We start from the raw sequence: 21,977 nt of genomic DNA, 5'->3' as shown, positions 1-21,977 counted from the left end.
ACACTTACCCTAGTTCCCCAATCAACGCCGCTACCACACCTGTCCAGCCTGTTTGATGGCTTGCTCCCACGCCACGCGCCGTGTCGCCGTGGAAATATTCGTAGAACAAAATGAGGTCTTGAAAATGCGGGTTTTCGGCATAAACCCGGTCGTGCCCGTTCACAGGCCGATGGCCGTTTTCGTCTTTTTCAAAAACTGAAATCAAACGCCGCGAGAGCGCGTCGGCCACTTCTGAAAGGCACATCAGTTGGCCGCTGTTGGTCGGAAATTCGACCGTGTATTCCGTGCCGTAAAACTTGCCGTACTCACGCAACGCCTTTATGAGCAGGTAATTCATCGGCATCCAGACGGGGCCGCGCCAGTTGGAGTTGCCGCCGAAAAGGCCGGTGCTGCTTTCGGCAGGCTCGTAACGCAGGCCAAAATCCTGACCCGCGATATTGACCGAATAGCCGTGTTCATTCACTTTTGAAATGGAGCGAATGCCGCCGGGCGAGAGAAACTCATTTTCGTCGAGCATGGCGTGGAGCAAACGGCTCAGGCGCTCTTGCGGGATGAGCGAGAGCAAAATGTCGCCGTTCAAGGGGTCTTCGTCGAGCACGAGGTAGTCGCCGTTGTCGGTGCGGTATTTTTGAAACCAGCGCAGGCGGCGGGTGAAGTCGGGCAGTTTTTCCAACTTGTCTTTTGACAAAACGTAGGCGGCGAAAAGAGTGGAAAGCCCGACCAGCGACCGCACTTTCAGGGGAATGTACTCGCCATTGGGCAGGCCGAGAATGTCGTAGAAAAAGCCTTCCATTTCGTCCCAAGCCCCCGTCCAGTCGTGGCCGATACGGTTGAGGCTTTCGGCGATATAGACGAAATGCTCGAAAAACTTGGTCGCCACGTCCTCGAAAGTCGGGTCGTGTTGGGCGATTTCGAGCGCCATTTCGAGCATATTGAGGCAGTACATCCCCATCCACGCCGTGCCGTCGGCTTGTTCGAGGTAGCCGCCGCCGGGGATTTGGTTGGAGCGGTCGAACACGCCGATGTTGTCCAAGCCGAGAAAGCCGCCCTCGAACACGTTGTTGCCCTTGTGGTCTTTGCGGTTGACCCACCAAGTGAAGTTGATGAGCAGTTTTTGGAAAACTTTTTTCAAAAAATCCACGTCGCCTGCCTCACCCCGGTCCTCTCCAAAGGAGAGGGAGGTATGCATTGCTTTTTCCATTTTGAAAACCTGCAAACACGACCACGCATGCACTGGCGGGTTCACGTCGCCGAAAGCCCACTCGTAGGCGGGCAACTGGCCGTTGGGGTGCATGTACCACTCGCGCAGGAACAAAATCAATTGGTTCTTGGCAAATTCCGCGTCCACCATCGCGAGCGGGACGCAGTGGAAAGCCAGGTCCCAGGCGGCGTACCAGGGGTATTCCCACTTGTCGGGCATGGAGATGATGTCCTCGTTGTTGAGCGTGCGCCAGTGAGCGTTGCGCCCCGTTTTTCGGCTTTCGGGCGGCGGCAGTTGGCCGGGGTCGCCGTCGAGCCAGCGCGGCATATCAATGTTGAAATACTGCTTCGACCAGAGCATTCCCGCGAAGGCTTGGCGCTGGATGTTTTGTTGTTCGTTGCTGGTTGTTTGTTGTTGGTTCGTAGAGTTGACAGTGATTTTTTCGTAAAATTCATCCGCTTCCGTTTTCCGCTCCGCAAAAATTTTATCAAAACCTTTCCCGAACGGCGTTTTCAAGGCCGATTTCGAGAGGCGGAATTGGAATTCCGTCATACCGCCGCCGTCCACTGTTATTTGATAAAGCGGGGCAAATTTTGTCCCCTCGGTTTTGCCTTCCAGAAAACCGAAATTGTTGGTCGTCAAAGCCGTGTGGAAGGCGTCTTTCACGAAAGGCGAGTCGTTGGGTTGGTTCCAAAGCCGCTCGCGGTTGGTTTCGTTTTCGGTAAAAAGAAGTCGGGTGGGTGTTTGGAAGTAAAAATGGTAGTCGCCGAGTTTTTCGTGGGAAAGGGCGACGTGGCTGTACTCGTCCGACGGCTCAAAGTCGTCGGACGAATGGCGAATATTTGGCTTCTCTTTCATCAGGCCGAACGACCACAAATTGCGAAACCACAGCGTGGGCAGCAGCCAAAGGCCGGCACTTTCCGCGCCGCGATTGTGCGCGGTGATTTTGATGAGCAGGTCGTCTTCGTCGCCTTTGGCGTATTCGGTGAACACGTCCCAGTATTTGTCTTCATCAAAAATACCTGTGTCGAGGAGTTCGTATTCAGGCTGCTCGCGGCCTCGGCGGGCGTTTTCTTGCACGAGAGCGGCGTAGGGAAATTCGCCCTGCGGATACTTGTACAGGTGTTTCATGTAGGACGCGAAACGGCAAAGGGGCAAGTCTCTCGGATACGGCGGATACTTGTACAGGTGTTTCATGTAGGAGTGCGTGGGCGTGTTGTCGAGGTAGAAGTAGAGTTCCTTCACGTCCTCGCCGTGATTGCCTTCGCTGCCGGTGAGGCCGAAGAGGCGCTCTTTGAGGATGGGGTCTTTGCCGTTCCAGAGGGCGACTGCGAAGCAGAGGCGTTGCCACTCGTCGCTGATGCCCGCGATGCCGTCTTCGCCCCAGCGATAGACGCGGGAGCGGGCGTGGTCGTGCGGGAAAAAATCCCAAGCCGTGCCGCCGTGGGAATAGTCCTCGCGCACAGTGCCCCATTGGCGCTCGGAGAGGTAAGGCCCCCATTGGAGCCAGTTTTTTTTGCCAGAATAGTGCTCGGAAAGGCGAGCGGATTCGAGGTTTTTGGTTTTTGGTTTGGCGACGGTGTTTTTCATTGCCTCTTTTTTTAAAGAAATGTGAGGCAAAGGTGCGGGCACGTGGGTGGGTGGAAGTTTACGCGGGTAACATTTGGAAAGAAAAAAGCGCACTTGCCAAGTGGCGAAGTGCGCTTTATGCAAACTCAAGTAATCTTCGGCGATTTTCATGTTTCCTCTTCTACAAGAAGACACATGGATGGCTAGCCAAGACTACTCAAAATGAAAAAAAGTGCGGAGAGGGAGGGATTCGAACCCCCGGTACCCTCGCAGGTACGTCTGATTTCGAATCAGGTGCATTAAACCACTCTGCCACCTCTCCGAGTTTTGTTGTTGCCCGTCCGAACGGATATTCATCCGGGCGGGCAACAACGATTTCATCGCGGAGAGACGGGGATTCGAACCCCGGATACGCTTGTGACGTATACGCACTTTCCAGGCGCGCTCCTTAAACCACTCGGACATCTCTCCTTTTGTGTCAAAAATCGGCTTGTGCCGAAAAAGCGGGTGCAAAGGTAAAATGACATTTAGCAAAAAGCAAGCCGGGAGTAAAGCAGAAATTTTCAAGGGGTTTGGTTGTACCTTTGCCGACCCATGAATGTTCGCTTTTTCGACAATCGGCGGGTGCGGCAGGGGCTGACGTTGTTATTGCTGGCGGGTTCGCTGACCTGTATTTTTCCTCCCCGACTTCCCGCCGTTCAATGGTGGGGCGAAAACGCCGTGCTGGTGGCTATGGGCTTTTTGTTGCTGGGGCTTTTTTTTCTGGTAATCAACAAGTCGCGCTTGATGTTTGTGTGTCTCGGTTGCAGCGCGGCCATTAGTTTTTTCAAACACGAAATCAGTGACCCCTCCCATTTTTCCCCTTCTTCCATTCCGCTGGAAATGCCGGCGCGTGACCAAATGCACCCGGACACGCCTCCTTCAAAAAATAAATATCCTGCTGATGAGTCTTCGGAAACGCACCGATAGCTTTCGCTTTGCTTTGATGGGCTTGGCCGACTTGTGGCGCAGCCAGCCAAACGCGCGGATTCACGTATTTGCTGCGGTGGTTGTCACGCTTGCAGGCTTTTTTTTCAAAATATCGGCGCTCGAATGGGTCGCGGTGGTGCTTTGCATTGCGGTGGTCGTGGCTGCTGAGGCCATGAACACGGCCTTGGAATACTTGACGGATTTGGTATCGCCCGATTTTCACCCTTTGGCAGGCAAAGCGAAAGACGCATCCGCCGCAGCGGTGTTGGTGTTGGCGGTAGGGGCTGCCATTGTGGGGGGGCTGATATTTTTCCCGAAAATTTGGCCTTATTTGACGCAATAATTGAGAAAAACAGTGGAATAATGCGCAGCGAATAGCGTTTAGCGCGTATCTCCGATGTATCCTCTTCAAACCGGTTTCTCAACCGATTTTTTCATCAAACTCTTTTTATCCCATGCGTTTATCATCCTTACTACCGATGCTATTGCTGTTTGTGACGGGGTGGCTGCCCGCGCAGAATCAGTGCAGCATTCAGGACCTTACCGCTACGGTCTCGCCGCTCACCCCCAATGCCTGCCAGTATTTTGTGAAACTTGACTTCAAGCACGTTGGCACGACCAATCAGTTTGTCGTGACGGGCGATGGCAACAATTACGGCATCTTCACCTACAACCAAGTGCCGCTGACGCTTGGTCCTTTTACAGCTGACCCTGCTCCTTCGAGCAAGCAATTTGTGGTAACTGACGCGATTTTTCAGGATTGTCGGGACTCGACGACGGCCCAAGTGCCGGGGTGTTTCTCGACCACGACGTGCGAAATTTACAATGTGAAAGTGGAGGTGGGCGATTGTGTGCCCGGCTCGCTGACGTACAAGCTGAAGTTGGATTTTCAAGTGTCGAACCCCAACGCCGATTCCTTTCAGGTGTGGGCGGGCAATGGCGCGTATTTAGGCGCTTTTGCGTTGGCCCAACTGCCACTCGGCATCCCCAATTTCCCGTGGGATGGCGATTTGACTGACGAACTGACGGTGTGCATCAAAGACAAGCCTAACTGCTGCGCGAAGATTCAGTTTGCTGCTCCTTCGTGCTTGGGCTTGCCTTGCAATATTTTGGATTTAAGCGTTCAAACAGGCGACTGCACGTCTGACAGTACTTATCAGGTGAAATTGAATTTTTCGCCCGCCACTACCACCCCCATTCCGCCGCTCACGCAGTTTGGTGTTTGGGCGAACGACTCATTGCTCGGCTATTTCAATTTGAGCGATTTGCCGCTCTCCATTGACAGTTTCCCTTGGGATGGGGGAGCCAAGGATGTGGTGAAGGTCTGCATTGTTGACTTGCTGAACACGAGTGGGCCGCCGCAGATTGTTTGCTGCAAAACGCTCGAGTTCGCAGTGCCCGATTGCTTGCCTATCTACCCATGCGGCATCAAAGGCTTGAGCGTGGAGACGGACTCTTGCACTTCCGACAGCACTTTTGGAGTCTGGGTGAATTTCACAGTGAACGACCCTGCTGCCGTTGATTCTTTCCAGCTGTGGGGCAACGGCCTCCCGCTCGGCACTTTTGGCATGGACCAGTTGCCGCTGTATATTGCTGATTTCCCGTGGAACAACGGCATTTTTAGCCATCTGAAGGTTTGCACGGGCAATGCGCCTACTTGCTGTCAGGAATTTCAGTTCCGCTCGCCCGATTGCGTGCCTTTTGGCCCTTGCGAGGTGACGGATATTTTTGTGCAAACGGGTGCCTGCACTTCGGACAGCACTTACAAGGTGCGGCTCAATTTTCAGGCTACCAATCCCGGTGACGGCACGTTCGAGGTGTGGGCCAACGGGGTCTCGTTGGGGACGTTTTCGATTGACTCCGTGCCGCTCGTGTTTGATAGTTTCCCCTGGAGTGGCAATGATGTGGATGTGGTGAGCATTTGTGTGAACGACAGTGTCAGCCTTGATTCTTGCTGTTTGGCCAAGGAATTTGAAGTGCCGGACTGTCTCACGGGCGATACTTGTTCCATTTTGAATGTTTCGGTCACGGCTGGGCCGTGCAACATCGGCAACCAGACATATTCCGTGACGCTGGACTTTGAGGCAAACAACCCCGGCAGCGACTTTTTTGAGGTTTGGACAGCCAATGGCATTTATCTTGGTATGTTCCCGCTGAGTCAGTTGCCCATCACCATCCCGGCGTTTCCATGCAACAACACGTTGCTCGGCAAATTGAAAATTTGCATCAAAGACAGCCCAGGTTGCTGCACTTTGGTTGAGTTCCAAGCGCCCGATTGCTGTGCTGGCACAGGCCCTTGCGAAATATCAAACCTGACAGTGGAAACGGGCGACTGCACCACCAACAGCACTTATGAGGTGTGGCTCAATTTCTCCGTCGCCAACCCGATTGGCAACCAGTTTGGAGTGTGGGCCAACGGACAATTCCTTGGCAATTACAGCCTCGATTCGCTGCCGCTTTACATTCCCGATTTCCCTTGGGACGGCGGCCCGAACGACGTGGTGAAAGTGTGTTTTATCAGCAACACCATCGTAGGCTGCTGCAAGACGCTCGAATTTAAGGTGCCCGACTGCCTCAACCCCGGCGGCCCGTGCGAAATCTACAATCTGACAGTAGAGACGGGCGACTGCACCAGCGACAGCACCTATCAGGTCTGGCTCAATTTCCAAGTGCAGAACCCGACGAGCAACACTTTCTCCCTTTGGATAAATGGCGTGCTGTACGATTCTTACAGCCTCGACTCGTTGCCGCTTTACATCGCGGATTTCCCATGGGGCGGTGGTCAGCAAGATGAAATCAAAGTGTGTCTCGTCAACGCGAACATCCCCGGGACGGCCTGCTGCCGCACCAAAGGATTCAAGGTGCCCGACTGCCTCAACCCCGGCGGCCCGTGCGAAATCTACGATCTGACAGTAGAGACAGGCGACTGCACCAGCGACAGCACCTATCAGGTCTGGCTCAATTTCCAAGTGCAGAACCCGCCGGGCAATCAATTCGGGGTGTGGGCCAACGGCGAGTTCCTCGGCCTCTTTGCGCTTGATTCGTTGCCGCTTTACATTCCCAACTTCCCGTGGGATGGCGGTCAGCACGATGTGGTAAAAGTTTGTTTTCCGGCCTCCAACATTGGCACGCTCTGCTGCCGCACGAAAGAGTTCAGCGTGCCCGATTGCCTCGGGCAGGCACCGTGCGATATTTGGGATTTGCAAGTCGTCAAGACACCTTGCCTTTGCAATGAGTTTTTCGCGGTCATCACCTTCAAACACAAGAATGGCGGCAGTGAAGGATTCGATATTGTGGGCAATGGCAGCAACTACGGCAACTACCCCTACAACCACCCGCAGCCTATCATCATCGGCCCATTCCCTGGCGACGATGCGACGAACTACAAGTTCGGGGTGGTGGACCACCTGAATCCAGACTGTGCCGACGACGTTCAGGTAGGCACGGTTGACTGCATCGTGGCGGTCGTCAATCCGGGTAGCAATGCTCGCCTGACCTTGTCGCCCAATCCGGTCTCCTCGTGGCTGAACGTGTTGGTGCAGGTACAAAACGGCATACCTATCGGCGAAGCCACCGTCGAGCTCTATCACGCCGACGGCCGCCGGGTGCGTACCCTCACCGTGGCGAGTGGCAACAATTTCCTGCTCGATGTATCGGATTTGCCCGCTGGCGTGTATCGGTTGTCGCTGTTGAGCGCCATCGGCAGGGTAGAAGGGTCGTTTGTGAAGCAGTAGTTGGGGTGGATTTAGTAAAATCACAGCCCCCCGCAGCGTGCGCACAACTCGCTGCGGGGGCTTTTTTTTAAGCATCACATACATGACAGTGAAATGCGTCCCTTCCATCCTCCACCCAAGTTTTTCCGATTTTTTAAAATGCCAATTTTAGTCACTCCGCTCGCTTTTGTTCAACAAATAACGGGCAAACCCTAAACACATGGGGAAAGGAGGTGTTATGAGCGGCATTGCATTACAAACCGAATTTTTACACAAACCAATCTCCTCTCACAAGCATGAAACATTTAATCAACACCCTTCTCGCGCTGCTGCTTTCGGTAGTCGCGGCGCAGGCGCAGTTCGCCAACCTGCAAGTCATTCACAACTCCCCCGACCCAGAGGTGGATGTGTATGTGAATGGTACACTGACGCTCAACGACTTTGCTTTTCGAACAGCAACGCCGTTTATCCCGCTGCCGACAGGGGTCCCGCTCATGGTCTCGGTGGCTCCGGGCAACAGTAGCTCGGTGGGCGATGCTTTTTTCAGCACCACGCTGACGCTCGAAGATGGCAAGACGTACGCCGTCACGGCTTCGGGCATCGCGGGCAACGTCGTCACTCCGTTCACGCTTTTGGTGGACGACAACGCTCGCCAAAACGCGGTCAACCCTGCCAAAGTGGCTGTCAATGTGTTGCATGGAGCACCCGATGCCCCTGCGGTGGATGTCGTGGTGCGTACCGGAAGCAAGATTGTGTCGAACATCGCCTACGGGGAGTTCACGCCTTATCTGGAATTCGACCCCGGTGTGTATTATCTGGATGTGAAGCCCGCTGGAGGCAGTGCCATTGTCGGCACATTCAGGGCTGATTTGACGGGCTTGGCTGGCAATGCCGCCCGTGTGTTTGCCAGCGGCTTGCTCGGTGGCTCTCCTGGGTTTGGATTGTGGGCAGCTCTTCCCAACGGTGTCACTGTGGAATTGCCCTCGTCGCCTGTGGCTCGTGTGCAGGTCATTCACAACTCGCCCGACCAAGGGGTGGATGTGTATGTCAATGGTGTTTTGGCGCTTGATGATTTTGCTTATCGCACCGCTTCGCCTTTTGTGTTTTTGCCTGCGGGTCTTACGAACATCGGCGTGGCTTTGGAAAACAGCCTTGAAGTGGGCGACACGTTGAAAAACTTTCAAGCGGCTTTGGAAAATGGCGCGACCTACGTCGTGGTGGCCAACGGAATTGTGGGCGACCCGAACGCGCCGCTTGAATTGGCCATCAAAGCGGATGGGCGCGAAATTTCCGACGATGCCGACCTGACGGATATCGTGTTTTTCCATGGCAGCTCGGATGCGCCCAATGTGGATATTGATGTGATTTTTGAAAAAAATGACTACGCGACGGGTGTGGCCTACGGAAGCTTTGCCAGCGAGTACCTGAGTGTGTTGCCGGGCAAAAACGACCTCACTGTGCGTGTGGCCGGAACCTCCAACGCGGTGGAGACCTTCCGCACCGACCTCACTGACCTTAAAGGCAAGGGCGTGACCATTTTTGCCAGTGGCTTTGTCAGCAGCCCGCCAGAGTTTGGTCTCTTTGCCGCACACCCCGACGGCACGGTGGAACAGCTGACGGTGACGCCTTTTGCCCGTTGGCAGGTGGTACACAACTCGCCTGACCCGACGGTGGACGTGTATGCCGGGCGCTTGCGCTTGCTCGACAATTTTGCCTTTCGCACGGCCACACCTTTCATCAGTGTGCCTGCCGACCGCGAGTTTGTGGTAGGCGTGGCTGGCGAAGACAGCGACTCCTCTGCTGATGCGCTGGCCACGTTCCAGGTGAGTCTGGAAGCGGGCAAGACGTACGCCGTGTTTGCCGCTGGCATTGTGGGCAATCCTTCCACGCCGTTCACTTTGATGGTGGATGCGAATGCTAAAGAAACTGGTTCGCCCACGGGTTTCGACGTGGCCGTGCATCATGGCTCGCCCGGTGCGCCCGCGGTGGACGTTGACGCGGCGTTTGTGGTCAACAACTTGGTGGAAAATCTGGCCTATGGCGAGTTTACCACTTACCTCAACGTTCCGGCTGCCAAGTACGACCTCGCCGTGCGCCCGGCTGGCGCTCCAACCGCTGTGGCAAGTTTCCGTGCCGATTTGAGCAGTTTGGATGGCCAAGTTGCGTATTTGTTTGCCAGCGGCTTGCTGGGCGGCACCCCGGCGTTCGGATTGTTTGCCGTGCTGCCTGATGGCACTATCATCGAATTGCCTGCCACGCCGACCGCACGGGTGCAAATCGTGCACAACTCGCCTGAACCGACGGTGGATGTGTACGCGGGTGTCACCAAATTGCTCAGCGATTTTGAATTCAGGACGGCCACGCCGTTCATTGATATTCCTGCGGACATTGACATCAACGTAGGGGTGGCGCCTGCGGGCAGCACCTCGTCGGCTGATGCTATTTTTAATGCCAATGTGAATTTTGAAACAGGCAAAACGTACTCGGTTTTTGCTTCCGGCATTGTGGGCAATGCCACCACGCCGTTCACGCTGCTGGCCGACGAGGCCCGCGAGGCGGCAGTAGATGCCGACAAGTTTGAGTTCGCAACGCTGCATGGCGCACCGGATGCCCCGGCAGTGGACATCGCGCTTTACAATGGCCCGACGCTCATCAGCGACATTGAGTATGGAGAATTTGAACCTTATCTTGGTGTTGACCCGGACTTGTATTTCCTTCAGGTGAAACCTGCGGGTTCGAGCGATGTGGTGGGTACTTTCCGCGCCGATTTGAGCGGTCGGGAAGGTCAGGCAGCCCGTGTGTTTGCCAGTGGCTTGCTGAATGGTACCCCCTCGTTTGGCTTGTTTGCGGCCTTCCCCGACGGCACGGTGGTGGAATTCCCCGCTGCCACCATTTCGGCGACCGTCCAGATAATCCACAATAGCGTTTCTGGCACGGTGGACGTGTATGTCAACGACGAGCTTTTGCTCGACGATTTTGAATTCCGCTCTGCCACGCCATTTGTCGAGGTACCCGGCGACACGCCGCTCGAGATAAAAGTGGCTCCAGCCAACAGCACTTCCGCCGACGATGCTTTTGCCACGTTCAACGTGACCTTCGAGGTGGGTAAAACCTACGTCGTGACGGCTGGTGGCATCGTGGGTGACTTGACCACGCCTTTCACCTTGTTTGTGAACGAAAACGGCAGGGCGGGCGCTCAATCGCCCAACGGCGTGGACGTGGCGGTGTTTCATGGTGTCACCAACGCGCCTGCGGTGGACGTGGATGCGGTGTTTGATGCCGACAACGTGGTGCAGGATTTGGCCTACGGCGAATACTCGGACTATCTCCCGCTTGCTGCCAACAAATACGACTTCGCTATTCGCGCAGCAGGGACTTCCGGCGTGTTGTTCTCCTATCGCGCTGATTTGACTGCTTTGGAAGGTGCCTCCGCTACGGTCTTTGCCAGCGGTTTGTTGGGCGGTGTGCCAGATTTTGGCCTCTTCGCTGCTTTGAACGATGGTCAGGTGGTGGAACTGCAAACAACCCCTACGGCACGGGTGCAGGTGATTCACAACTCTCCCAACCCTACGGTGGACGTGTATGCGGGCAATACTTTGCTGCTCGATGACTTTGCTTTCCGCACGGCTACTCCCTATGTCACGATTCCGGCTGACAGAACTTTCACCGTCGGTGTGGCGGGTAGTGGCAGCACTTCCTCTGCCGACGTGCTGTTGGCTTTCCCGGTCAATTTTGAAACGGGCAAGGCCTACGCTGTTTTTGCCAATGGTATTGTGAGCGACCCGGATACGCCGTTCGATTTGTTGGCGGATGAGTCGCGTGAGGCGGCTATTGACCCGACGAAGGTTGAATTTGCCACTTTGCATGGCTCGCCTGGCGCTCCGGCAGTGGATGTGGCTATCGCGGGTGGTGCCAATATCATCACAAATTTGGCTTTTGGCGAATTCTCGCCCTATCTCGCCGTCAATCCCGGCAACTACATCCTGCAAGTGAAAGTCGCTGGCACCAACCAGACGGTGGGCTTTTATCAAGCGGATTTGAGCGTATTGGCTGGGGCTTCGGCTCGGGTGTTTGCGAGCGGCATTCTGAATGATACGCCCGGTTTTGGCCTGTTCGCGGCGCTGGCCGATGGCACGGTGGTTGAGTTCCCCGAAGTGGGCGCTCCGCCGCAAGCACGGTTGCAAATCATCCACAACTCGCCCAGCCCCACGGTGGACGTGTATGTGAATGGCAACTTGTTGCTGGACGATTTTGAGTTCCGCACGGCCACGCCGTTTATTGATGTGTTGGCCAATGTGCAAATTTCGATAGCGGTGGCCCCCGCCAACAGCACTTCGGTGGACGATGCCATTGCCACTTTCCCCGCTCTGTTCTTTGAAGGCAGGACTTACATTGCCACGGCTTCGGGTATTTTGGGTGATTTGACCACGCCATTCACGCTCATCACGAACACGGAAGCACGCGAGGCTGCTTTGATTGCTGGTGACGTGGATGTGGCGGTGCTGCATGGCTCCCCCGGCGCTCCGGCAGTGGATGTGGATGCCGTTTTCCTTGTGGACGATGTGGTGGACAATCTTGCCTACGGCGCGTTCACCTCTTACATAGGCCTTGCGCCCGACAAGTACGACCTCGCCGTGCGGCCGGCTGGCACGCCCAATGTGCTGGCTTCGTATCGCGCCGATTTGACGGGGCTTGCAGGTGGAGCGGCTTACGTTTTTGCCAGTGGTATTCTTGGTGGCTCGCCCGCTTTTGGCCTGTTCGCTGCTTTGCCCAACGGCACGGTCATCGAGTTGCCGCTCACGCCGACCGCACGGGTGCAGGTGGTGCATAACTCGCCCGACCCGACGGTGGATGTGTACGCAGGCAACACTTTGCTTATTGACAATTTTGCCTTCCGCACGGCCACGCCGTTTGTGGATATCCCTGCCGACCGCGATATCGAGGTCGGGGTGGCTTTGGACAACAGCAGCTCGGCTGCCGATGCTATCGCCACTTTCTCCGTCAATTTTGAGGAAGGACGTGCCTACACCGTGATGGCTGCTGGCATCGTGGGCGACCCGCTGTATCCGTTCAATCTTTACGCGGACGGCAATGCCCGCGAGACTGGCACGTTGGGCGCTACCGTCATCAGTGCTTTCCACGGATTTTACACGCCGTTTGTATTCGACATAGGTGTGAATGAGCGCCTTATCGGTACCATTTTCGACGAGTTGGCTTTTGGTGCGTTTTCGGGATATGCCGAATTGCCTGCCGACGACATTATCCTTGATGTCACGTTGGCCAACTCCACCGATTTGTTGGGCACGCACTATCTCGACCCGAATGTATTTGCCGAACAACCCGCTCGGATTTTCACCAGCGGTGTCGCGGGCAACAACGACTACGGGCTGTTTGCGGTATTCCCCGACGGTACGGTGATTGAACTGCCTAACACGCCTGTGGCAAGGGTGCAAATCATTCACAACTCGCCCAACCCAACGGTGGACGTGTATGTGGGGGCTGATTTGTTGCTCGATAATTTTGAGTTCCGCACGGCCACTTCTTTTGGCTACGTTCCAGCGGAGACACAACTTGAAATTGGCATCGCCCTGGGCAACAGCACCTCGGTGAATGATGTGATTGCCACCTTCCCGGTGACGTTTGAAAACCGCAAGACGTACATTGTGGTGGCGAGTGGCACGGTGGGTGGCAACCCTGGATTTGATTTGTTGGTCAACGACATGGGCCGCGAACGCGCGCTCGACCCAACTAAATTGGAACTGGCTATTCACCACGGCTCACCTGGCGCGCCCAACGTGAACGTGACGCTTCCATTGGCAGCCGATGCGCCCGTGCTGACGGATTTCCCCTACGGCACGTTCACCGACTATCTGTCGCTCGACCCGGATGTCTATCTCTTCGAGGTGGCACCGACGAGCGCCCCCCTGCCAAGCCTTGGTGTTTGGGGCGGCGATTTCTCCGACTTGGGTGGTTTGGTAGGCCTGGTGTTCGCCACAGGCATTCCCGGCCTCGACCCTGACTTCGACCTCTGGATTGCTTTGCCCGATGGCACCACCTTCCCGTTGCCTGCTTATGCGCGTACCCAAGTTATCCACAACGCCCCCAACCCAACGGTGGATGTCTATTTTGATGATTTCTTGGTGCTCAACGACTTCGCTTTCCGTCAGGCCACGAATTTCGGCTTCTTCCCGGCCAACGTGCCTTTCACGCTTTCGGTGGCACCAGCCAATAGCACTTCGGTGGGGCAAGCAATATACAGCCTGCCCGTCACGGGGCTTGAGACCAGCAAGACCTATGTCATCATGGCTGCCGGTGTCGTGGGTGGCAACCCAGGCTTTAGCTTGATTGTCAACGACGATGCTCGCCATCGCGCCTACACGGCTGGCAATGTGGAGGCCTCGCTTTTCCACGGCTCTCCCGATGCTCCGGCGGTGGATGTGCAGTTGGCAGGCGGCCCCGTGCTGTACGATGATGTGGCATTTGGCGAATTTGCCGACTACATCAGCGTGCCACCGAGCACCTACATCGTTCAGGTGACACCCGCTGACAACAACGCGGCGGTACTGAAAACGTATCGCGCCACGCTCAACAACTTCGGGAATGCTGCGCTTACGCTCTTTGCTTCGGGATTTTTCTCCAGCGGCCAACCCGGATTCCAAGTATGGGCAGCGGAAGCCAATGGCAACACCTTCCCCTTGGAGGAACTCGTCAGCACCAATGAGCTGGACACCAAAATCAGCAACATGCAATTGGCACCCAACCCGACGGTGGCTGACCTGTTTGTGCGTTTCAACCTGACCGAAACAGAAAATCTGCGCTATGCCGTGCGCGACGTGACGGGGCGCATGGTGTACGAAGGCGACTTCGGCACCGTGAACGCTGGCTACTTCGCCCAACGACTTGACGTGGGCTTCCTATCGCCCGGTTTGTACCAATTGGAAATCGTTTCCGATGCGGGCATCCGCACGATGAAGTTCGTGGTGCAGAAACCGTAATGTTTTTTTCAACGATTGAGATGGAATAAAAAAATGCGTCGAGGGGAACCTCGGCGCATTTTGTTTATCAACTCATCGTCCCAAGAGACTGTTTTACACCCAACGGAAAGTGGTTTGCGAAAATATGCCTGCTCAAATCATTTTCATCCGGGTAAAAAAACTCCTGCCCGGTGAGGGATTTTAAATCAGTCTCTAAAAATCCCGCTCCCCGTACTCCGTCTTCACGCTCTTCGCGCTCTTGCCGCTTTCATTGAACCGGTAGCCCACGTTCAACTGCACGATGCGGTCGTACTTGGAATACTCCGTGGACGAATAGAACAAGGTGCCCCTCGTCGTGATGGTCTGACGGTTAGTGTCAAAGATATTCTGGAACAGCAGCTCCACCGACCAGTGCTTGCTCACGGAGTACCGGACCCCGATGTTGGACAGCAGCAAATCCGTGTCGTTGCCCTGTGCCGTGACGGTGCGGGAAACGTAGGTCGTGTTCCATTGCGCGCGCCATTTGGGCGCTATTTTGAAGGCCAAGTTGCCGTTCAGGTTGTAGTTCACGCTTTGGGTGCGCTCGGTGGTGGCGTTTTCGATGTTGTTGATTTGGAACAGGTACGCATTGCCGGACAGGTACAGGTTGAACCACTTGGCCGCCTGCCAATCGGAAACGGCCTCCAGCCCCGTCGAGCGGCTGTTGCCCGCGTTGGTGGAGATGGTCAGCAGCGTGATGCGGTTGTAGTTGTCGTTGACCCGGAAGATGAGGTTGGACGTGCGGTTGTGATAGGCCGTGAGGGCGAAGGTGCCCGCTTGGCGCCGGTGGATGTAGGCCAATTCGAGGTTGTGCGTGATTTCGGGCTGCAAGTTGGGGTCGCCGATCCAGATCGCTTCGGAGTGGCGGTGGTTTTTGAACGGCGACAGCGCCTTGGTGGTCGGTCGGTCAATGCGTTTGGAATAGCCGAATTTCAAGTCCTGCTCGTCTTTCAGTTTCCAAAGCGCCTGGAGCGACGGAAACAAGTCGAACTGGTTGAGCTCGACGGGGCCTTGCCCGCGCAGGTGGGTCAGGCTGCGGAACATCTGCTCACCCCGGAGACCCGCGCGGAACTGGAGCGGCCCGTGCCGGCCGTTCAGTTGCACATAGCCCGCGTGGATGCTCTGCCGCAGGTCGAGCGCATCGTTGAACTCCGGGTCTTTTTCCCAAGTATCGGACGGGATGTCCAGGCGCTCGAAGACGAACGTGCCCTCATGGTGGACGGTGCGCCACTGATAGCCCGTTTCGAGGGTGAAGTGTCCAAACAGGTGGCGGGCGTAGTCCGCCTGCAGGCGCCAGGCGTTTAGCGGGCTGGTTTCATCAGAGCGTTCGCGGAGGAGCAAAGGGCCGCCGGGATGTTCGTTGTCTTGGTTTCGCAGCGGGCCGCCCAGCACCGAGTGTTCGTAGATGCCCGTCAGGGCGAGTTTGCTTTGGTCGCGGAAAGTCTTCGTGAAATCGGTGTTTGCCGTGAAAAAACGCCCCGTTCGGACGAACAGGTTTTGGTTGTAAAACGTCCGCTCCAGCGCCGAGTCGTCGAACGACTGGTACAAATCAAGCGGCTGTGCTGCGCCGGCATACTGCCGATAGTGCAGGTTGGCGGTGCGGTCGTTTTGCCGGTAGCCATAAAATATGGCGGTGCTGACGGTGGTGGACTTGTCCACGTTGTAGGTCGTGCCGCCCCGGATGCCATAAATGCGCTCGGCGGTGGGGCGTTCGCCAGCCGAGGGCGAGTAGGTGACCGTGTCTTGGTACAGTGTTCGGATTTCGCCCTTGCGGTAGCCGCCGATGTTGTACTGGCGGAAATTGGCGGTCACGAAGGTGTTGAACCGGCTCCGGGCGTGGTGCAGCGTGAAATCGCCGCCATAGCGCTCGGCATTGCTCAGGTTGATGTTGGCAATGATGCCCTTGCCCTCGGGGACGTGCGTTTTGGTGACGATATTGATGATGCCCGCCTTGCCCTCGGCATCGAGGCTGGCCGACGGCGAGGCGATGATCTCGATGGATTCGATGACGTTGGCGGGCAGTTGGGCCAGCACGTCGGCGGGCGTTTGATTGGTGAACTTGCCGTTGACCGTCACCAAAAATTCGGCATTGCCCCGCATCAGTATTTTGCCCTCGGCATTGATGGTGACCGACGGCAGGCGTTGCAGCACATCCAGCCCCGTCCCGGCAGCGGTATTGCCGAGTTTGGCCACGTTGAACGTCTGTTTGTCCATTTGCACCGAGCCTGCCGCTCGCTCCGCCTGGATGGTCACCTCCTGCAATTCGCTCGTGTTCGGCGCGAGCAACAGCATGACGTTCAGGGTGGTATTGCCTGCTTGGGTAGCCAACAGGGTGTCAAGCGTCTGAAACCCGATGTACTGCACTTTGATAAAAAAAGTGTCTGCCGGTTGCGCCGACAATTGGAAACGGCCCGCCTCGTCGGTCGTGGCGCCCGTCACGATTTTTTTGTCGGTGTCCAACAGCGCCACAGTGGCGTAGGGCAACCCTTCTCGCGCGATTTTGTCCAAAACCGTCCCTTGTATAGCCACGCTGTTTTGGGCTAAGAGGCAGAGAGGGAGGAAGAGGAGGGCGAGGGTTGTGTTTATTTTACCTTGTCTCATGATCTAAAAAACGGGAGGAACTTGTGCTCATCTTCACCCCATCAACTGTTTTTTAAACACCTCGAATTCCTCTGCGGTCTGTAATTGATTGCCCAAAGTTAGGCAAACCCGCGAGGGTTGCCCTCCAAAATGCACGCTAAATCAGGCGGAACCAGTGGAACCAACGGTCCGCACGGCTCAAGACCAGCAAATCGAAAGCGTTAAATTTTGTGCAAAAAACAAAGTAGATTGATATTTTTGCACAAAAAACAGTATGATCGCTCGTCAGATTGCCCAGCCTATCCAAGACTTGCTCTCCCATTACCCGATTATCTCCGTGACCGGCCCGCGCCAGAGCGGAAAGACGACCTTGCTGCGCGGGATGTTCCCGGAATACCGATATGTGAACTTCGAGAACCCGGACAGCCGACTGTTTTTTGAGCAGGACCCAAACGGTTTTTTGCGCGAATACGACAAAATGGTGGTGTTCGACGAGGCTCAGCGCGTGCCTGCGCTCTTTTCCTACTTGCAGGTGAAAGTGGACGAGGACAAGATCATGGGCCAGTTCATTTTGTCCGGCTCTCAAAATTTTTTGTTGCTCGAAAAAATAACCCAGAGCCTAGCAGGCAGGGTGGCCATCTTTCGCTTATTGCCCCTCAGCCATGCCGAACTGGAGGCCTCGGACCCCGGGCTGAAACCTGCCGAAATCGAAGCGGCTATTTACTGGGGAGGCTATCCGGTCTTGTACGACCGAAAAACCGAACCAGCGGTTTATTTTCAAAGTTATTTGGAAACATACGCCGAGCGCGATGTGCGCAGCGTATTGAACGTCAAGGACCTGAACGCTTTTCAAATTTTCCTGCGCTTGTGTGCAGGGCGTGTCGGACAACCCGTCAATCTTCAGGCGCTGGCCACCGAGGCGGCTATTTCCGTGCAGACCGTCCGAAACTGGCTATCCGTCCTAGAGGCGAGCTACATCCTGTTTCAATTGCCGCCTTTTTTTGAAAACTTCAACAAACGGTTGGTCAAATCGCACAAGCTGTATTTTTATGATACCGGCTTGCTGTGCTACCTGCTGGGCATCGCAGAAAGCACACAAATCCAGCAACACTATAGCCGAGGCAGCCTGTTCGAGAACTTGGTCATCGTCGAACTGATGAAAAACCGGTACAACCGCAACCGCCGACCGGATTTCTATTTCTGGAAAGACAACCACCACGTTGAAGTGGACTTGGTATCGCTGGAAGGGCTGAGCACCAACCTCTTTGAAATGAAATATAGTTTCACGCCCAAAGCAGAGTTTTTTAAAGGCATTCAGTCCTTCAGAAACAACGCGCCCGAACACCGCAGCGTCGGCAACAACTATGTCATCTATGCGGGCGACGAGGGGCAACACCGCAGCGCGGCAAAAATCGAGTCGTGGCGGAATTTGGGGAATTTGTAGGCAAGCGCCGTTGCCCGTCAATCGGCCCTCCCATGTGCCCACCAATACAACGCCGGAATCACCAACGGCGTGAACACCAGCGTGCTCGTCAGCCCGCCGATGATGACCGTGGCCAAGGGCCGCTGCACATCGGAGCCGATACCGCTCGAAAGGGCGGCGGGCACGAGGCCCAGAATGGCCAAGACGAGGATGGACAGCACGGCCCGCAACTGGCTTTTGGAGACGGACAGCACGAGCGGCGCGGACAAGCCCTCGTTGAATGCCTCCCGGTTCAGCGCCGACACCAACAGCACGCCCGCCATGACGGATATGCCGAAGATGGACACAAAGCCCACGCCCGCCGACACGTTGAAATAGTAGCCCCGCAGCAGCAGCGCGATGATGCCGCCCGCCAGCGCGAACAGGATGCAGGCCGCCGTGATGAGCGTATCGCGGAAGTTGCGGTAGAGCATGAACAGAAACGAAAACACCAACACCAAGGTGAGCGGAATGGTGAGCAGCAACTGCCCGCCCGCCCGTTCGAGGTTTTCGTACTGCCCGCCGAACACGATTTCGTAGCCCTTGGGGATGGTCATTTCCTGCTCGATGCGGGCGTTCAGTTCGCGCACGAAGCCGCCTTGGTCGCGCCCGCGGATGTTGGTGCGCACGGTCACCATGCGCTTGTTGCTGTACCGATAGATGTTCGTCTGCCCTTCCACAAAATGCACCTGTGCCAGTTCGCTCATGGGGATGAGGGCACCGGAGGCTGCGGGCACGAGCAGTTTTTGCACCTCGTCCACGTTGTTGCGGAATTCCGGCAGGTAGCGCAGCACGATGTCGTAGCGCTTGGTGCCGTCGTACAGCACCGAAATGGTCTTGCCCCCGATGGCAGCCTCCACCATGTTCTGGATGTCGGCCACGTTGATGCCGTAGCGGGCCGCCCGCTCGCGGTTGATCTCGATGGCCAGTTGCGCCTGCGTGCCCTCCTGCTCAATGTTTACGCTCTCGCTGCCCCGCAGGGTGGCCATGATGGCGGCGATGCTGTCGGCCTTGCTGCGCATGAGGGTCAGGTCGGTGCCTACGATGGACACGGCGAGGTCGGCGGCGCTGCCGGTCACGATTTCCATAACCTGGTCAATGATGGGTTGCCCGGAGGAAAAGCGCACGCTCGGCAGAGCGGCCTCCAAGTCGCCCTTGATGCGCCGGATGAGTTCTTTTTTGGTGATGGTATGGCTCCACTCGTCGTAGTCTTTCAGGCCGATGAGGATTTCGTTGCGGTTGGTCGGGAAGGGGTCGGTGCCGTCGTCGTTGCGGCCAGTCTGGGTGATGACAAAGGCCACCTGCGGGTATCGGGCGATGATTTCCCGGATGGTAGGGGCATACTTGGCGTTTTCGCGGATGGTGATGCCCGCCGGGAAATTGCCCCGCAGGAAGATGGAGCCTTCGTCGAGTTCGGGCAAAAACTCGGTGCCCAATTTCGCCCCGAAGGCCAACAGCAGGAGCACGGCGGCGAAGCCGACGGCCACCGTTCGCCTGTAATGCCGCATCAGGTAGCCCAGCAGCCGCTCGTAGTGTTTTTCCACAAAATTCAGCACCCGGTTGTCGTGCGCTTTCAGGGGCTGGTCGGGGTCGGAAATGGCCTTGGCATAGACAAAGGAAATGAGCACCGGGATGAAGGTCAGCGCCGCCAACATGGAGCCGACCACCGCGAAGGCCAACGTGAGCGCCATGGGCGAAAACAGTTTGCCCTCCACCCGCGTCATCAGCAAGATGGGCATGTAGGCCAAGATGATGATGGTGACGGAGAAAAAGATTTCCCGCCCTACCTCCTGCGCCGAGAGGAGGGTGATCTTGACGATGCCCTCGCGCTTTTCCGCCGTGCTGGCGGTGCGGTACTTGCGGATGAGGTGCTCCACCATGATGCAGGCCCCGTCCACGATGATGCCGAAGTCAATGGCGCCGAGCGAGAGCAGGTTGGCGGGTATGCCCGTGAAGCGCATGAGGATGAAGGCAAACAGGAGCGAGAACGGGATGGTGAGCGCCACCACCAAGGCGCTGCGCGCGCTGCCGAGGAAAAAGATGAGGATGATGACCACAATGCTCACGCCCTCAAAAAGCGTCTTGCCCACGGTGTGCAACGAGTGGTCAATGAGGAAACTGCGGTCGTAGAGGGTGCGGATGGTCACACCCTCGGGCAGTTCGTGGGCTTGCAGGTCGGCGATGCGCTGCTTGAGTTCGGCGAGCACCTCGCTGGGGTTCTCGTAGCGGCGCAGCAGCACGATGCCCTCCACGCCGTTGCTCACGTTGATGTTTTCGGAGGGCACGGTGTAGCCCAGCACGCCGCTCGGCGGGGGCGGTGCGATTTCGACGCTGGCCACGTCGCGCACGAAAACGGGTGCCCCGTTGTCGGCTTTCAGGACGATGTTGCGGATGTCGTCGAGCGTTTTGATGGCGCCCAGCCCGCGCACGGCAAAGCCCTGCCCGCCCCGTTCGATAATGTTGCCGCCGGTGTTTTGGTTGTTGGCCGTCACGGCGGCCTCGAGGTCGGCGATGGTCAGGCCGTACTTGCGCAGCCGGTCGGGGTCGGTCAGGATGTGGAACTGCTTGAGCGGCCCGCCGAAGGTGGCGATGTCGGCCACGCCTGCCGTTTGGAGCAGATAGGGCTTGATGACCCAGTCTTGCAAGTCGCGCAGGTCGGTGGGGGTGAACGCGGGCGGGGCTTCCACCACATAGCGGAAAATCTCGCCCACGGCGGTGGAGAGGGGGGCCAGTTCCGGTTCCACGCCCTCGGGCAGTTCGGCGGTGGCGAGGCGCTCGATGACCTGCTGCCGGGCGAAGTAGTCGTCGGTGCCGTCTTGGAAGGTGAGTTGCACCACGGACAGCCCGAAGATGGTGCGGCTGCGGCGGTCGAGCACGTTGGGCGTGTTCTGCAAGGCGCGCTCGATGGGTACGGTCACCTGCTGCTCCACTTCTTCGGCGGCACGGCCCTCGTATTGCGCCACCACGATGACGTTGGTGTCGGCGATGTCGGGGTATGCCTCGATTTTCAGTTGGGTGAAGCAAAAATAGCCCGCCGCCATGACGGCGAGGCTGGCGGCCACCACCAACCAGCGGTTGCGGAGGCTGAATATGAGGAGGTTTCTGATCACGATGTTGTCCGTTTTTGTGCGGGGCGTGCGGCCTGCACGGCTAAGGATTTACCATTTTTCCACGGCATGGGTCACGATGAAGCCGCCTTGCCATTCCCGGCGCAAGGCGGTGAGCGCGGTTTTGACTTTTCCCGCCTCGTCAATGAACGTGATGAGCAGGGGTGTTTCGTCGAAACTGAACAGTTCGTGCGGGCGCTTCAGGTGCTGGTTTTCGCCGAAGCCAAAGCGCCCGCGCAGCACGGTCGCGCCTTTGATTTTGTGGGAAATCAATACCTGCATGATGAAGTCGGCGAGCAGTTGCGTGCCCCGGAGTTCGTCTGCGTCTATGAAAATTTGCGCTTGTAACATGGTTTGAGAAGA

9 protein-coding genes and 2 tRNA genes are annotated in these 21,977 nt (G+C 56.6%); 5 read left to right on the top strand and 6 right to left on the bottom strand.

What is annotated here, in order from left to right:
- Positions 1-4: 4 nt before the first annotated feature.
- The 3 genes from KIS77_19545 to KIS77_19535 all read right to left on the bottom strand — a co-directional run bounded on the left by KIS77_19545 (position 5) and on the right by KIS77_19535 (position 3,241).
- On the bottom strand, positions 5-2,791 hold the full coding sequence (locus KIS77_19545) for a glucosidase (GenBank protein MCW5924521.1): 2,787 nt from the start codon (positions 2,789-2,791) through the stop codon (positions 5-7).
- A 214-nt stretch (positions 2,792-3,005) separates the two neighbouring features.
- A tRNA-Ser gene (locus KIS77_19540) sits at positions 3,006-3,092 on the bottom strand.
- 61 nt (positions 3,093-3,153) lie between these two features.
- A tRNA-Ser gene (locus KIS77_19535) sits at positions 3,154-3,241 on the bottom strand.
- Positions 3,242-3,364: 123 nt separating this feature from the next.
- On the opposite strand from KIS77_19535, the gene KIS77_19530 reads away from it, so the two are divergent.
- The 4 genes from KIS77_19530 to KIS77_19515 all read left to right on the top strand — a co-directional run bounded on the left by KIS77_19530 (position 3,365) and on the right by KIS77_19515 (position 14,447).
- Entirely contained in the window at positions 3,365-3,739 is a 375-nt protein-coding gene (locus tag KIS77_19530) for a hypothetical protein (GenBank protein ID MCW5924520.1), read from the top strand.
- Entirely contained in the window at positions 3,714-4,082 is a 369-nt protein-coding gene (locus KIS77_19525; protein MCW5924519.1) for a diacylglycerol kinase family protein, read from the top strand. The genes KIS77_19530 and KIS77_19525 overlap by 26 nt, the downstream gene beginning before the upstream one ends.
- 112 nt (positions 4,083-4,194) lie before the next feature.
- Positions 4,195-7,473 (top strand): T9SS type A sorting domain-containing protein, encoded by a 3,279-nt coding sequence (locus KIS77_19520; protein ID MCW5924518.1) that lies wholly within the window; start codon positions 4,195-4,197, stop codon positions 7,471-7,473.
- Between the two features lie 275 nt (positions 7,474-7,748).
- On the top strand, positions 7,749-14,447 hold the full coding sequence (locus KIS77_19515; protein ID MCW5924517.1) for a DUF4397 domain-containing protein: 6,699 nt from the start codon (positions 7,749-7,751) through the stop codon (positions 14,445-14,447).
- A 192-nt stretch (positions 14,448-14,639) separates the two neighbouring features.
- On the opposite strand, the gene KIS77_19510 is transcribed toward KIS77_19515, so the two are convergent.
- Positions 14,640-17,066 (bottom strand): TonB-dependent receptor, encoded by a 2,427-nt coding sequence (locus KIS77_19510; protein MCW5924516.1) that lies wholly within the window; start codon positions 17,064-17,066, stop codon positions 14,640-14,642.
- A 253-nt stretch (positions 17,067-17,319) separates the two neighbouring features.
- Here KIS77_19510 and KIS77_19505 point away from each other — a divergent pair, with 253 nt between their 5' ends.
- The gene (locus KIS77_19505) at positions 17,320-18,489 is read left to right on the top strand and encodes an ATP-binding protein (GenBank protein MCW5924515.1); all 1,170 of its coding nucleotides are present in this window, start codon (positions 17,320-17,322) and stop codon (positions 18,487-18,489) included.
- Positions 18,490-18,506: 17 nt separating this feature from the next.
- On the opposite strand, the gene KIS77_19500 is transcribed toward KIS77_19505, so the two are convergent.
- Together KIS77_19500 and KIS77_19495 are read right to left on the bottom strand one after the other, a co-directional pair.
- Positions 18,507-21,617, bottom strand: coding sequence for an efflux RND transporter permease subunit (locus tag KIS77_19500; GenBank protein ID MCW5924514.1), 3,111 nt, complete (start codon positions 21,615-21,617; stop codon positions 18,507-18,509).
- 48 nt (positions 21,618-21,665) lie between these two features.
- Positions 21,666-21,965, bottom strand: coding sequence for a DUF190 domain-containing protein (locus KIS77_19495; protein MCW5924513.1), 300 nt, complete (start codon positions 21,963-21,965; stop codon positions 21,666-21,668).
- Positions 21,966-21,977 lie beyond the last annotated feature (12 nt).

This window comes from Saprospiraceae bacterium (assembly GCA_026129545.1).
In the GTDB taxonomy this organism is placed as follows: domain Bacteria; phylum Bacteroidota; class Bacteroidia; order Chitinophagales; family Saprospiraceae; genus M3007.
This window is presented reverse-complemented; position numbering and strand designations above follow the sequence as displayed.

Bases quoted from the DNA above. Each gene is read 5' to 3' on its own strand.
- KIS77_19545 (MCW5924521.1), bottom strand. From the start codon at position 2,791: ATGAAAAACACCGTCGCCAAACCAAAAACCAAAAACCTCGAATCCGCT.
- KIS77_19530 (MCW5924520.1), top strand. From the start codon at position 3,365: ATGAATGTTCGCTTTTTCGACAATCGGCGGGTGCGGCAGGGGCTGACG.
- KIS77_19525 (MCW5924519.1), top strand. From the start codon at position 3,714: ATGAGTCTTCGGAAACGCACCGATAGCTTTCGCTTTGCTTTGATGGGC.
- KIS77_19520 (MCW5924518.1), top strand. From the start codon at position 4,195: ATGCGTTTATCATCCTTACTACCGATGCTATTGCTGTTTGTGACGGGG.
- KIS77_19515 (MCW5924517.1), top strand. From the start codon at position 7,749: ATGAAACATTTAATCAACACCCTTCTCGCGCTGCTGCTTTCGGTAGTC.
- KIS77_19510 (MCW5924516.1), bottom strand. From the start codon at position 17,066: ATGAGACAAGGTAAAATAAACACAACCCTCGCCCTCCTCTTCCTCCCT.
- KIS77_19505 (MCW5924515.1), top strand. From the start codon at position 17,320: ATGATCGCTCGTCAGATTGCCCAGCCTATCCAAGACTTGCTCTCCCAT.
- KIS77_19495 (MCW5924513.1), bottom strand. From the start codon at position 21,965: ATGTTACAAGCGCAAATTTTCATAGACGCAGACGAACTCCGGGGCACG.